At 59.4% G+C, this 14335-nt stretch carries 12 protein-coding genes; 9 read left to right on the top strand and 3 right to left on the bottom strand.

What is annotated here, in order from left to right; translation table 11 throughout:
• The first annotated feature begins 130 nt into the window (after positions 1-130).
• The 6 genes from E1297_RS09350 (at position 131) to E1297_RS09325 (ending at position 6472) form a co-directional block, all read left to right on the top strand.
• On the top strand, positions 131-1051 hold the full coding sequence (locus tag E1297_RS09350) for an SDR family NAD(P)-dependent oxidoreductase (RefSeq protein WP_155137059.1): 921 nt from the start codon (positions 131-133) through the stop codon (positions 1049-1051).
• On the top strand, positions 1051-1917 hold the full coding sequence (locus E1297_RS09345; protein WP_155137056.1) for a MaoC/PaaZ C-terminal domain-containing protein: 867 nt from the start codon (positions 1051-1053) through the stop codon (positions 1915-1917). Before E1297_RS09350 ends, E1297_RS09345 begins: the two co-directional genes overlap by 1 nt.
• Before the next feature lie 225 nt (positions 1918-2142).
• Positions 2143-3342: a CaiB/BaiF CoA-transferase family protein gene (locus E1297_RS09340; RefSeq protein WP_155137053.1), complete on the top strand. Its 1200-nt coding sequence runs from the start codon at positions 2143-2145 to the stop codon at positions 3340-3342.
• Positions 3343-3477: 135 nt separating this feature from the next.
• Positions 3478-4542, top strand: coding sequence for a C4-dicarboxylate TRAP transporter substrate-binding protein (locus E1297_RS09335; protein ID WP_209015722.1), 1065 nt, complete (start codon positions 3478-3480; stop codon positions 4540-4542).
• Positions 4530-5123: a TRAP transporter small permease gene (locus E1297_RS09330; RefSeq protein WP_155137050.1), complete on the top strand. Its 594-nt coding sequence runs from the start codon at positions 4530-4532 to the stop codon at positions 5121-5123. Before E1297_RS09335 ends, E1297_RS09330 begins: the two co-directional genes overlap by 13 nt.
• Positions 5124-5128: 5 nt before the next feature.
• Positions 5129-6472, top strand: a complete 1344-nt coding sequence (locus E1297_RS09325; RefSeq protein ID WP_155137047.1) for a TRAP transporter large permease — start codon at positions 5129-5131, stop codon at positions 6470-6472.
• 36 nt (positions 6473-6508) lie between these two features.
• Here the strand turns inward: E1297_RS09325 and E1297_RS09320 are convergent, their stop codons facing one another.
• The 3 genes from E1297_RS09320 to E1297_RS09310 form a co-directional block, all read right to left on the bottom strand.
• The gene (locus E1297_RS09320; RefSeq protein WP_209015721.1) at positions 6509-7687 is read right to left on the bottom strand and encodes an acyl-CoA dehydrogenase family protein; all 1179 of its coding nucleotides are present in this window, start codon (positions 7685-7687) and stop codon (positions 6509-6511) included.
• Between the two features lie 34 nt (positions 7688-7721).
• The gene (locus E1297_RS09315; RefSeq protein ID WP_155137041.1) at positions 7722-8876 is read right to left on the bottom strand and encodes a CaiB/BaiF CoA-transferase family protein; all 1155 of its coding nucleotides are present in this window, start codon (positions 8874-8876) and stop codon (positions 7722-7724) included.
• A 224-nt stretch (positions 8877-9100) separates the two neighbouring features.
• Positions 9101-10888: an acyl-CoA dehydrogenase family protein gene (locus E1297_RS09310; RefSeq protein WP_155137038.1), complete on the bottom strand. Its 1788-nt coding sequence runs from the start codon at positions 10886-10888 to the stop codon at positions 9101-9103.
• A 388-nt stretch (positions 10889-11276) separates the two neighbouring features.
• On the opposite strand from E1297_RS09310, the gene E1297_RS09305 reads away from it, so the two are divergent.
• The 3 genes from E1297_RS09305 to E1297_RS09295 all read left to right on the top strand — a co-directional run.
• Positions 11277-12047: an IclR family transcriptional regulator gene (locus E1297_RS09305; protein WP_155137035.1), complete on the top strand. Its 771-nt coding sequence runs from the start codon at positions 11277-11279 to the stop codon at positions 12045-12047.
• Positions 12048-12077: 30 nt separating this feature from the next.
• On the top strand, positions 12078-12575 hold the full coding sequence (locus E1297_RS09300) for a MaoC family dehydratase (RefSeq protein ID WP_155137033.1): 498 nt from the start codon (positions 12078-12080) through the stop codon (positions 12573-12575).
• Between the two features lie 413 nt (positions 12576-12988).
• The coding region (locus tag E1297_RS09295; RefSeq protein WP_155137030.1) for an AMP-binding protein at positions 12989-14335 on the top strand (1347 nt) is incomplete at its 3' end.

The following is a 14335-nucleotide window of genomic DNA, read 5'->3' as shown; positions in this document are numbered from 1 at the left end:
TCGGGGGGGGGGGCGTGTGGCCGGATACTAGAGAGCTTGAATATTATTCGCAAGCGTATTATTCGTATACATTATATTTTGCCAATGGCGCTCGCGCGCCTCGAGAACCAGAAAAGCCCGGGGAAATTGGATGTCGGAAACAGCCTTGCTGGATGGAAAAGTCGCAATCGTCACAGGTGCCGGCCGGGGCGTCGGCCGGGAAATAGCCCTCTTGATGGCCAAGAAGGGCGCGCGCGTTGTGGTCAACGATCTGGGCGGAACCGGTGGCGGCGAAGGCGAAAATGCTCTGCCTGCAACCGAAACTGTCAATGAGATCAAGGCGGCAGGAGGAGAGGCCGTTGCCAACTTCGACAGCGTTGCCGATTTCAAGGCGGCTCAAGGCATGGTCGATCAAGCAGTCGATACCTTCGGCAAGCTCGACATTATCGTCAATAATGCTGGCATTGTCCGGGACGCGATCTTCCACAAGATGACCGAGGAGGAGTGGGATCAGGTGATTTCCGTTCACCTCAAGGGCGCTTTCAATATCAGCCGGGCAGCGGCAACCCTTTTCCGGCAGCAGCAATCTGGCCGGATGATCCACATGACATCGACCTCCGGGCTGATCGGCAATTTCGGGCAGGCCAATTATTCCGCGGCCAAGCTTGGCATGGTCGGACTGTCCCGCTCGATCGCCCTCGACATGGCGCGCTACAATGTGACGTCCAATGCCATCGGCCCGTTTGCCTGGAGCCGCCTGATCGGCACCATTCCGATCAAGTCGGAAGCCGACCGCGCGCGGGTCGAACGCTTCAAAACCATGACACCGGCAAAGGTGGCGCCGCTGGCAACAGCTCTTGCGTCCGATGCCGCCCAAGACATCACCGGGCAAATCTTTGTCTCGCGGGGAAGCGAGGTGATGCTGTTTAACCAGCCCCGGCCGCTGCGCGCCATGGCCCGGCCGGACGGGTGGACCGTTGAGGACATTCTGGAACATGCGTTTCCCGCCTTTTCGAGCTCATTGGTCCCGCTTGAACGGTCGTCAGACGTGCTGTGCTGGGATCCGGTCTGATGACGATCGACCCGGACAAACTGCTGGCCTGGCCGTTTGAGGAGGTCGAACAGACCTATACGGTCAAGGATGCAATCCTCTATGCGCTGGGCACCGGTTTTGGTCATGATCCCGTAGATCAGGGGCAATTGCCTTTTGTGTTCGAAGAGGCGGGCTTCAAGGCCGTCCCGACCATGGCGGTTGTGCTGGCAGGACCGGGCTTCTGGTTCAGAAACCCGGAGACAGGGATTGACTGGCACAAGATCCTGCATGGCGAACAGGCGATCCGCCTGCACAAGCCCTTGCCGCCCAGCGCGACAGTCACCGCCCGCACGCGGATCACGGACATTCTGGACAAGGGCGCCGAGAAGGGGGCCCTGATCTATTCCGAGCGGGACCTGATCGACAAGACCACGGGGAACAAGCTGGCAACGCTGTCCTCAACCACATTTGCAAGGGGCAATGGCGGCTTTGGCGGCAACCCGGGTCCGCAACCCAAACCGCACACACTTCCGGATCGCATGCCGGACGCCGTTTGCGATCTCCCCACCCTGCCCCAGTCGGCCCTGCTCTACCGGCTGTCTGGAGATCCAAATCCGCTCCATGCCGATCCGGCAGTCGCCACCGATGCCGGTTTCACAGCACCGATCCTGCATGGTCTTTGCACGCTTGGCATTGCCGGTCACGCGGTCCTGCGCAGCTTTTGCAAGTACGACACCAGCCTGTTCAAGTCGCTCAAGCTTCGGTTTTCAAGCCCTGTCTATCCGGGCGAAACCATCCGCACCGAGATGTGGCTCGACGGCGACGAGGTGTCTTTCAGGTCCAGGGCTTTGGAGCGTGGCGTGGTGGTGCTCGACAATGGCCGTGTTGAAGTGGGAGCCGCTTAGTGTCTGCGCAAACTCCGGCAAACCAAGGCGCAAGTCATGATTGGAGACTTCATCAACGCGCCCGGCATCCCGGCCAAGCACGGAGAGATTCGTGATCGGAGAGCCACTGAACGATGACCGAGGTCTTACGTTTCGAAACAGTCTGGCAAGGCCGTGGTTTGCGCAACCTGATCACAGGCCGGCCGAGATTGCGGATGGTGAAAATATAATGGGAGACAGCAAATCATGGGGCCGCTGCACGGGGTCAGAATCGTCGAGTTCGCCGGTATAGGACCCGGACCGTTTGCCTGCATGATGCTGGCGGACATGGGGGCGGACGTCTTGCGGATTGACCGGGCAGCCGATGACAACGGCAGCCCTGACAGGACGGATGACCGCAGCAAGGAAACCCTGCTGCGGGGCCGCAAGTCCGTAACGCTTAACCTGAAGAAACCGGCTGATCTGGACGTGGCCCTGAAGCTGACTGGCCGGGCCGATGCCTTGGTCGAGGGATTCCGCCCCGGCGTGATGGAGCGTCTGGGCCTTGGGCCGGATGTTTGCATGAAGCGCAATCCCGCCCTCGTTTATGGCCGCATGACCGGCTGGGGGCAGAATGGACCGCTTGCCGGGGCCGCCGGTCACGACATCAACTATATTGCCCTGTCCGGTGCGCTATGGTCGGTTGGTGAAACGGACTGCGATCCCGTGCCACCGCTCAACCTCCTTGGTGACTATGGCGGCGGGGCGATGTTTCTGGCCTTTGGTATTGTCTGCGCGCTGCTCCGGGCCCGCCAAACCGGTCAAGGCGATGTTGTGGACGCAGCCATTTGCGATGGTACAGCCGCGTTGATGGCCCCTGTCTATTCTGCGCTTTCAAGAGATCTTTGGGTCAACCAGCGGGGAGCCAACCGGCTGGACGGTGGCGCGCCCTATTACGGGGTCTACAAATGTGCCGACGACCGCTGGATTTCCATTGCCCCGCTTGAGGCAAAATTCTGGGCGCTGTTCCTGAAGCTGCTAAAAATTGATCCCGAAACAATGCCGGAGCGTCTTGATCCGGAAAACTGGAAGGAGCTCAAAAGGCGTTTCAAAACCATCTTTGCCGAAAGGCCGCGCGCTTATTGGTGCGCCCTGTTTGAAGGCACGGACATATGTTTTGCCCCGGTGCTGGATCTGCAGGAAGCCAAGGACCATCCGCATAACCGGGCGCGGGGGATCTTGAGGGAAAAGGATGGCCACATACAGCCGATGCCCGCCCCCCGGTACAAGCAGGCTTCACCCGAGTTGCCGTCCCCGCCTCCGGCTCCCGGCGCGCATAACAAAACCGCTCTTTCAGACTGGGGCATCGCGGACACAGGAGACAGAGGCCCGGATAACACGGCAAAAAGTGATGCGGTTTGTACCGGGGCCGCTGGTCAAGACAACAACTCCAGCTTGCCAAGATAATTGATATACGCATAATTCGCATACTTACAATAAGCAAAAAACAATACGCAAATGAGGAGAAGAATGCGGCCCGGACTTCGGGACCGCACGGTGCCGTGGCCAGAGCCGAAGGCACACCAACGGGAGGAAAATGAAATGGTCTCCATGAAGTCGGTCCTTTTGGGTCTGGGCTTGAGTGCCGCAGTGGCGGGTGCTGCGGCAGCTGACACCGTGCTGCGCTATTCCGAAGCCGGCCCCAATCGCGGCGCAAGGGCCAAGGCGCTCGAATATTTTCTCGACGAAACCACACGCATGACAGACGGCCAGCTCCAGTTTGACGTGCACTGGGGCGGCGCCTTGCTGAAATGGTCGGCAGCCCTCAACGGCATCAGCGCGGGGGCTGCCGACATGGGCACCGTGATTGCGCCCTATGCCCCCAAGCAACTGCAGGGTCTGGCAATCGGAGACCTGCCGATCGAAACCTCCGACCCCTGGGTTGGCCTGCGGGCAATGTTCGAACTGATGACGACCAACGCGCAGCTGAAGGATTTTCTTACCCGGGAAAACGTTGTCTTCCTGAGCAACTTCACCTCAACGGGCACGCAATTCGAATGTATCGGCGATCACAGGATCGAGTCGGTTGAAGATTTCGAGGGTTTGACTGTGCGGGCTACCGGCATTGCCGGAAAGGCGTTGAACGAGCTCGGCGCAAATGTCGTGAACATGACATTTGACAAGGTCTATCAGGCACTGGATTCCGGTCTCGTCGATTGCGCGGCCGGATACTACTACACCAACCGGGCGCTCCGGCACTATGAAATCGTCAACTACATCTCCGAGACCAATTGGGGTCAGGTCGGTGGCTTCGCGCTGGTGATGAACAAGGATGTATGGGAAGACCTCCCGCCCGCGCACCAGACTGCACTCAGGACCGCCGGGTCGAACATGGTGGATGAGTTCGCCCGCATCCAGCTTGCCACAATTGCCGAGGTCAAGGCCGGACTGCAAACCGGAGACATCGGCCGAAAGGTGCCTGTCGTGCCGATGGCTGAAGCCGAACGCGCCAAACTGCTCGCGCTCACCGACAGTTATGTTCAGGAGTGGATCTCCGACATGACAGCGCGCGGATATGACGGTCAGGGCATCTGGGACGACTATACGGCCCTGGTGGCGAAATACACCTCTGAACTTGAAGAAGACGGGTATCCATGGGACCGGTAGGGTCCGGGAAACCGGTTCCGTCCAGCAACGGGCGGCACCGGCAGGCACTGCCGCTCCGGGCCCTTGGATGGATCGAGACGGTGTTCATCGCAGCCGGTGCCGTCACCATCCTCGCCATGTGCGTCTATATCACGCTCGGCATCCTTCTGCGGTCGCTGGCCGGCACGCAGATCCCGGATGAGGTCGTTATTGTCGGCGACCTGATGATCGGGGCCCTGATCCTGCCACTCGCCTTTGTCGCAGCCGACCGTGGGTTTATTGCCGTCGAGGTTCTGACAGACATGCTGCCGAAAAGCACCCATGTCTGGCTCAACGTACTGGCGGCTGCAATCGGCCTGACTGCGGTGATCCCGATCACCTATGCCGGTTATCTTGCCATGGTGCATGCCATTGAAAGCGGCAACTATTTCTTTGGCATCCTTGAAGTGCCCGAATGGCCCGGCCGGGTCGCGTTCTTTGCAGGCTATGCCCTGTTTTTCATCCGCCTCACATACCTGTTCGTTCATGACCTGCTGCGCGCGCTCCTGTCCACCGGCAAGGACCATCCGGACGAAGCATCTGACCCAAGCGGGAAGGAATAAGTCACTTGGATCCCTCGACTATTGGTATTTTCGGCTTTGCGGCAGCGCTCGCATTGCTGGCCTTGCGCGTGCCGATCGGGTTTACCCTGGTGGCCGTGTCCTCGATCTGTTCGCTTGTAACCTATGCCTGGCGCCCGGGATCGGAGTTTGATCTGGATCGTGGTTTGCGCCCGGCCCTTGCCCTGATTGAATCGAACGCCTTCGAATTCATTCACTCCTATTCGCTCAGCATGGTGCCGCTGTTCATCGCAGCCGGACACATCGCCTACCACACACGCATCACGACGGACATCTACGACGCTGTCCGCGTCTGGCTGGCGCGCCTTCCGGGCGGGCTGGCGATTGCCTCGCTGGTCGGCTGCGGCGGCTTTTCCGCAATCACCGGCTCAAGTGTCGCCTGTGCCTCGTCCATGGGCCGGATCTGCGTGCCGGAAATGCTGCGCCACGGCTATGGCAAGCAACTGGCAAGTGCCGGTGTCGCGGCGGGCGGTACACTCGGGGCCCTGATCCCGCCAAGCGTCCTGTTCATCCTGTACGGCACCTTTACGGAGACCTCGATCAGCCGCCTGTTCATTGCCGGTGTGGTTCCGGGTCTGCTCAGCCTTGCCGGTTTCATCATCACGGTCCTGATCTGGGTCAAACTCCGGCCCGAAGAAGCCCCGCGCCCCGCGGAAGACATCGGCAGTGGCGAACGCCTGGACGCCGGACTGAAGGCATGGCCTGCGGCAACCCTGATGGTCATCATCATCGGCGGGATCTATGGCGGCTTCTTCACGGCAACCGAAGCTGCCGCCGTCAGCCTGTCCTTCGTTCTGCTTTACGGTGTCTTGTCACGCCGGTTGACATGGACCGATTTTGTCCAGTCCATGCGCGACACTGCCTATCAGACCGCCTCGCTGTTCTTCATCGCGGTCGGCGCCAAGATCTTCGTATCATTCGTGTCCCTGACCGGCGTGACCGGCGGGCTGGTCGATTGGGTGTCTTCCGCCCAGCTCGACACCTGGGTGATCCTGTTGTGCATCGTGTCGATCTATCTGGTGATGGGCATGTTCCTCGACCCGATCGGCACCATGTTGCTGACCTTGCCGTTCACGGTCCCCCTGATTGAAGGCATGGGTTTCAACCTGATCTGGTTCGGCGTGATCGTCGTCAAGCTGCTTGAAATCGGCCTGATCACCCCGCCGGTCGGGCTCAACGTCTTCGTCATCAACTCGGTTGTCGGCCGTGAGGTGCAGGTTCACACGATCTTCTTCGGGATCATGAAGTTTCTGGTGCTCGACATTCTCGTGCTTCTGGCCTTGATCGCCTTCCCGATCCTGTCACTGGGGCTTCCAAGCCTGATGTTCTGACAGGTGACCTCTGCATAGTGCCGGTCTGTGCACCGGCTATCTGGCCCGTTGATTGAACCGGCGCCCCACCAGTGAGCTGGCGATATTGGTTTTCTGAATGTCGATCGATCCGCCGGCAATGCCCCAGCCCCAGCTGTCGCGCATTTTCTGCTCGATCGGGTATTCACGCGAATAGCCATATCCGCCCATCAGCTGCATGGCCTTGCCGGTGACTTCCCGGGTCATCTCGTTGGCAAAGCATTTGGCGATGGAGCTTTCCCCGACAGAAGGCAAACCGGCCTCCGCATTGACAACCGCGCGGTAAAGCAGCAGCCGGGCGGCATCCAGCTTCATTTTCATTTCGGCGATCTGGACCTGAACGGCCTGAAAGTCGATGATCGGCTTGCCGAACTGCTCACGCTCCTGAGCGTAATTCAGGACATAATCGAAGGCTGATTGCGCGCAGGCGATGCTCATGGTGGTGTTGCCGCAGCGCTCCAGATCGAAGGCTTCCATCAGCTTGCCGAACCCGCCAGCCGGAACAATGATGTTGTCTTCAGGCACCCGCACATCATCAAAAAACATGTCGGCGCTGTGAACGCCCCGGAACCCCATATGGCGCTCGCGCTTGCCGAAGCTGAAGCCTTCCGCCCCCTTCTCAACCAGGACAGCTCCGATTCCCTTGGCACCTGGCGCATCGGACAGGCGGCAATAGACGACATAGGCATCGGAATGCCCGGCCCCCGAACACCAGCGCTTCTGGCCATTGATGACAACCTGACCGTCCTCGATCCGCCCCCGTGTGGTCAGATCGGTCAAGGCGGACCCCGCTCCCGGTTCCGACATGGACACGGCCACGATCGCATCCCCGGAACAGACTTTCGGCAACAGCTTCCGGCGCATGGCTTCGGGTGCGAAATTGGCAATCGCCAAAGCCGGACCAAAGCATGATTCAAAGACCGGGAACGCAACGCCGATAGAGACCTTGGCCACTTCCTCCAGAACCAGAACCGCCTCGAAATGGCTCATGCCGCCGCCGCCATATTCTTCAGGCAGATTGACACCAAGCAGCCCGAGTTCGGCGAAACGGTGCATCACCGCAAGACTGGGGCTTTCATCGGTTTGCTCGACCTTACGGGCAATCTCCGGCAATTCGCTTTGCGCAAAGCGCCGCACAGTTTCCTGCAAGGCGGCTTGTTCTTCAGTGAGGGAAAAATCCATCTTTGATGCTTTCAATTATCGCTCGTGAGGGGCCTTAGGCCGTCTTCTGTTATGGGTTCTGGTCCTGCCCGGCCGAACTTCGGAACAAATCAAGAACATCCTTCGTGTGTTCCCCCGGTTCCGGAACCCTTGGGCCGACGGCGAGCGGCGTTCCGGACAAGAGAAACGGCAGGTTGGCTACCTTGAAGGCACCTGCCCCCTCGCCCACATCGCTCATCAGCGCGCGGGCGATGACCTGTTCATCATGGATTGCCTCGGAGACGGTCTGATACCGGGCGCAGGGAATGCCCGCCTCCATCATCGCCGCCTCGCAATCCGCAGCAGATCGTTCAGAAGTCCATTTCTCGACCAGCGCCATCAAGGCCGGCCAGTTCTTTTCACGCTCCAGCTGTGTGTTGAAACGGGTATCCTGCTTCCACTCCGGATGGCCGGTGAGATCGGCAAGCCGCTCGAATATCCGGCCCGTGATCGGCACCGCAATGACGTGGCCGTCTGCCGCCCTGACCGGCGTCGCCAGCCAGCGTTCGAACGCACTCGGCGTTTGCGCCTCCTGCATTTCAAGCACCAGCAGATTGATCATGCTGTCCATCAGGGCGACGTCGATATATTGGCCAATGCCATGGCGCAGTTGCCCGATCAGCGCAGTCTGGATGGCGCTGAACGCGAACAGGCCTCCGATCAGATCCGCATACCAGATCCCGGTGCGGAACGGTTTACCGACATCCTCGGCATAGGACATGGCCGCAAGATCGTGTCCGGACAGGGCATGCAGGATGGGCGCATAGGCCGGATGCCGCGCGCGTGGCCCGCTTTGACCGAAGCCCGAGATCGAGCAATAGACAAGGTCTTTGCGGCCGGAGGCAAGTGTTGCGAAATCAAGACCGAGATCCCTGACCACGCCGGGCCGGAAATTTTCCACGACAACGTCGCAGGTCGCGGCGAGCTTCCGGATTGCCGCCAGATCATTCACGCTGCGGAAGTCGATCTCGACGCTCTTCTTGCCTGCGTTGAAATGGCCGAAATAGGTACTTTTCCCCACCTTCATCGGTTCCTTGACCCGCATGTACTCACCGCCAACGGGTTCGATCTTGAAAACCTCCGCGCCGCAATCGGCCAGCAGGCGGGTGCAATACGGGCCGGAAATGATCCGGGTCAGGTCGAGAACCCTGATCCCCTCCAGCGGCTTCGGTGTGACTGACATCATGACCGGATGTATTCCATTTTTTGAGAATTGGCAGACAAGGGCATTTGCCCCTTCACTGCCGTTGCGCGAACCGGAGCCGGTGTTAAGGAACAAGCATTCCCGATGTTCATCCCTGAAAACCCGGCTTTTTTGTCCGGGAACGGCAGGCCACGAAAATCAGAAAGCACCGGGGCCTTCGATCCCGGCTCAACGCTCCGCTTGGCCGGGATGACAGTAAATTGGTCCTAGCGGGTCAGTACGTCGGTTGCCTGATCCAGGGAGACCGGTGCCGGCGACAGCAGCAGATCAATCGCTTCCTGTTCAAAGCTGCTTTCACCGGTCTTGAGCGGATCCTGTGCGCGGAGCCTGTGATCTATCACCATGCGGGCGAGCAACAGACGGCGGGCATCCCGCCCGGCCTCACCAAGGGCACTGCCTTCGGTTGCCAGCAGAGTTGCCGTTGCCGAATTATAGACCGCGCTGGCGGCCTTGCGGGCCAGTGTCTGATTGCCGCTCGTGGCCACGTCCGCGGCAAAGTCGATCGCCTGCTGGACCATGCAGCGCAATTCACCGCGGAACTGGCCGGGCATTGCAGCACTTTTGTCGATCTGGTCGACCAGCTCGTCCTTCAGGTGCTTGTGCGCACCGACCTTGGCAATCGCCCGGGTGGTGATGTCGAGCGAATTGATGTTGGACGTGCCTTCCCACAAGACGCCGAGATGGGCATCGCGCACCAGCCGCGCATTGACGAAGTCCTCAATGTAGCCGTTGCCGCCCCGCACCTCCATGGCTCCCGTTGCAACCCGCACGTTGTCGCGGGCCGTGCGGTACTTGTGAGCCGGTGTCAGGATCCGGGTGATCATCTGCGCCCGTTCGTCACCGGCTTCGGCCAGAGTGATCTGGTTGCCGAGATAAAGGGTGATCGACAGGGCCTGCTCGGTCGGCACCATCAGCTTCATCAGCTGACGGCGCAGCAACGGCTTGTCGATGATCTTTTCCTTGAAGGCCTGCCGGTTGGTCGCGGTCACCATGGCCTCGTTGAGGCAGCGGCGCATCATGGAGGCCGCCCGGCAACCATGTGACAGCCGGGACAGGGACACCTGATCCATCATCAGCTTCAGACCATTGTTCTCATGCGTGCCGACCTTGCCGAGCGGATAGGCAACCGCCCCGTTGAAGACAATCTCGCCGGAGGCCATCGAGCGGCTGCCGAGTTTGTTCTTCAGGCGCACGATCCGGTAAGCATTGCGGCTGCCGTCATCCAGACGCCTTGGCAGGGCAAACAGACCGAGACCCTCGTTGCCGGCTGGCGCGCCTTGCGGACGGGCGAGCAGAAGCGCAACGTCGCCATCGGTGCAGGAACAGAACCATTTTTCGCCGTAAAGCCGCCAGTTGCCATCCTCGAACCGGGCTTCCAGCTGAATATTGGACACATCCGAGCCGCCGGTGCGCTCGGTCATGAACTGCGCCCCTTTCAGCATGGTCCTGGTGTCCTGGCTGGTCAGCCCTTCGTAAAACCGCGCCTTGGTCGCTTCGTCCCCATAATCCTTGATCAGGGTCGCCGTTGTCTCCGTCGCGGAGATCGGGCAGAGCTGGCCGAACTCCGACTGGCCGAAAACATACTGAAAGATGAACTTCACCGTATGGGACATGGGGCTGCCCCAGCCAAGCACGCCGGCTTTGTGGATCATCGCTGCGAGACCGAACTCCCCAAGCGCCACATCCTCCATGTTGCGGTAGGCGGGATGAAACTCGATCCAGTCTTCAAACCGGCCACGCGGGTCCCGGTGATGCAGGACCGGCGGGTGTCTGTCGGAAAGCCGCGACCAGTCGTCGACCTCGTTCCCCACCAATGCTCCGAACCGTTCCAGATGCGGCTGCAGATGCACCCGCAGATCCTCGGGCACGTAAAGCGTCAACAGGTCCTGCAGGCTCCGGTCGATTTCATAGAAATTGAGACCGTGGCAGTCAGGCGCGACAAGATCTGCCAATTCTGCAGTCGGCAAAGTGACGTGCTGCGGCTGGATGTTCATCCTGTGTCCTCCCCTTTGGGTCCGGGCTGCAAGCCCGGTCGTAGTCGGTCGTTTTCCAAGACTTGCGGCGCGTGAAATGCCCTTTCATCACATCTGGCGAGACTTCCGGTGAGCGCTCCCTTGCAAAGACGAAGTGCTCCGGCCCTGCCGCCAATCGCCTCCCAGTCGATGGCGCCCAACAGGACCACACAAAAGCCTTGGAATAAATCCATATATATGGATAATAAGTCCACAAATTTAAACATTGTCAAGCTGAACCAGCACGATTGCTCGCGTTCAAGGACAAACGGGGATAGTACAATGGCAAAAGCAGTTGCCTGGCGGTGAGTTACGGCATCCGCCCTCAAACTGCGCAAACCGGCAAGCTCCAGAACAGAGTTCCCTCACGATGGCCGTCAAACAAATCCAGAACGCATTCGACCTGATCGAGTATTTCGCCCGGACCCGGAAAACGGCCAGTCTTGCCGATATCCAGAACCATTTCGGCTGGCCGCGCTCGAGCGCCTACAACATCCTGAACACGCTGGTTGAGCGCGGATATCTCTACGAACCGGTGCGCCGAGGCGGCTATTATCCGACCCCAAGACTTGCAAGCGTGGCCGAAGCCATTGTGTCGGCGGACCCGCTCAACGAAAGGCTGGCGGAACTCTTGGAGAAGCTGTCGGCCGAAACCGGAGAAACCGCCATTCTGGCGGCGGCTGCGGGGCGGTTTTCAGTCTATCTGAATGTGATCGAATCACCTTCGCCGATCCGCTATGCGGGTCATGTCGGAATGCGCATCCCGATCCATGCCGGCGCTTCGGGGCGGGCCTTGCTGGCGCTTTATTCTGCGGCGGAACGGGCAAGCCTGCTCGGCAAGCTCGACTTTGAGCCCTACGGCAAGAATGCTCTGTTGAGCGCCAAGGCGGTTGAGGAGGAAATTGCAAAGTCCCTTGAACGGGGCTGGTTCCAGAGCGTTGAGGAATACAATGCGGATCTGGCAGCCATCGCGATCCCCGTTCTGGCACACGAAAGGCGGCTCGCGATCGTGGTGGCAGGCCCCGAGTTCCGGCTAAAGGATCAATGCAACCCGGTCGCAGACAGGCTCAGACGGATAACGGCTGACTTCGGTTTCCAGGACATTTGGGCCACACCGGACCTGGCGGTGGCAACCGGATAACGCGCCAACACACTCAGGATGGACGAGACCATGCAAACCCCGTCAGACGGAGACGGCTGGACACCTGCAAACCACAGATCCGGGCCGTCCCGATATTTTGAAGATCTTCAGATCGGACAGCGATACGCCCTGCCTTCGCGCACGCAGACAGAAGCCCTGTTTGCGGCTTTCCAGCTGGCCTCGGGCGACAATGACCCGATCCACTATGACCGTGTTTATTGCCGCTCCGTCGGCCACAAGGACATGCTCGCCCACGGCATGCAGGTGTTGATCCAGTCCGCAGCCGGGGCCGGCACCTTTCCCGAAGAGGTCGCCGATGCCCTGATCGGCTTCCTTGGCCTGGACTGCAAGTTCCTGAAGCCTGTTTATGCGGGTGACACACTGTATTCCGATCTCGTGATATCGGACCTGATCGAACAGAACACGACCGGTGTGGTTGTGATGACGGCCACCATCCGCAATCAGGAGGGTGTCACCGTTCTGACGGGCGAGCACAGATATTTGCTGCGCAAACGCCCCGCTGCCTGACACCCCTTCGGCATCAACCGTCTCATCGCCGGATCTGCCAGCATACGTCTGACAGCAGAAAATCTACTTACGTCAACACAACGCCATGATCGGACAGGCTCACCATTCCACTCCTGAAAGCGGCGGGGCCACCATTCCCCGATTTCATTGTTGTTTCAATCGGCACGCCCTCAATTTGAATATTTGGCCTCAAACAACATTTCCGGGCAAGGTGCCGTAACGTTGCGAGTTGACGTTCAGGGAACCATGTGCCCAAACTAATTTGCAAGATCGGCAACGATCGCGCCGCGTGCCGAGGCGATGCGCTGGTGAGGAGGACGGCAGGGTAAAGGGGAACACGACCAACCCTGACGTGAATAGCGTATGGCCATGGCGCTCGAGCGTTCCAAACAAATAAGCGTTGGAGTTCGTCAATGACAACTGCGGAGGAGTGGGTCGCGGCTTTCAAGCCCCGTCCCTTGTACGAGTATTTCGACAATTCTGTCAAAACCTATGCCAACCGTCCGGCTGCCGACTTTCTGGGACGGGTCTGGACCTACAAGGAACTGGGTGCGCTCGTCGACACGACGGCGGCTGGCCTTGCTGCGATGGGTGTGAAACCCGGCGTACATGTCGGCTTGTGCCTGCCGAACACGCCCTATTACACCGTGTTCTATTTTGCGATCCTGAAGCTGGGCGCCACAGTTGTGAACTTCAATCCACTTTATGTGGAACGCGAGCTGGCTTTTCAGGCACGCGACGCCGAAGTGCGCATCATGGTGACGATGGACCTGAAGGCCCTTTACGACAAGGTTGAGCAGGTTCGTCAGGAAAAGATCCTCGACAAGATCATCGTCTGCCCGATGGCAGGCATCCTGCCCACCGTCAAGAAAGTGCTGTTCAGCCTGCTGAAACGCAAGGAAATCGCCAATATACCAAACGACAACGCGCATATCCGGTTTGCTGATCTGCAGAAGCACGGCACCAGTGTCACCGTGCCCAAGATCGATCTCGACGAAGATATCGCCGTGATCCAGTACACCGGTGGAACAACGGGCGTCCCCAAAGGGGCAATGCTGACCCACGGCAATGTGTCTGCAAACATGGAACAAATGGCGGTTCTCTTTGACGATGCCCGCCCCGGTGAAGACAAGGTCTTGTGCGTCATTCCGTTTTTCCATGTCCTCGCCATGACGGTCGGGCAGAACCTGTCTGTCATTTTCGGTGCGGAAATGGTGCTTCAGCCACGTTTCGACCTCAAGGAGATGCTGGCAACCATTGCACGCAAGAAAGTGACCCTTTTCCCGGGCGTCCCGACAATTTTCACGGCGATCAACAACTCGCCTCTAACCGACAAATACGATGTTACCAGCCTCAGGCTTTGCCTGTCTGGCGGAGCATCTCTACCGGTAGAGGTCAAGGAAAGCTTCGAGCGGCTCACGGGCTGCATTCTGGCGGAAGGCTATGGTTTGACCGAAACCTCGCCATGCGCCTGCGCCAATCCGCTCAGCGATGAAAGCCGGGCGGGCTCCATCGGGCGCCCTGTGCCCGGAACGAAGGTCCGCTTTGTCAGCATCGAGGATGGCAAGACCGAAGTTCCGAAAGGCGAGAAGGGTGAACTGCTGATCCATGGCCCGCAGGTGATGAAGGGCTACTGGAACCGTGAGGACGCCACCCGCGACACGATCGAGGCGGACGGGTATCTCCATACCGGCGACGTCGGCTATCAGGATGCCGATGGTTTCATCTACCTGGTCGACCGCATCAAGGACCTGATCCTG

The sequence above is a fragment of the Roseibium sp. RKSG952 genome (assembly GCF_009711355.1).
Note: the sequence above shows the minus strand (reverse complement) of the source record. Positions and strands in the feature narration are given on the sequence as shown.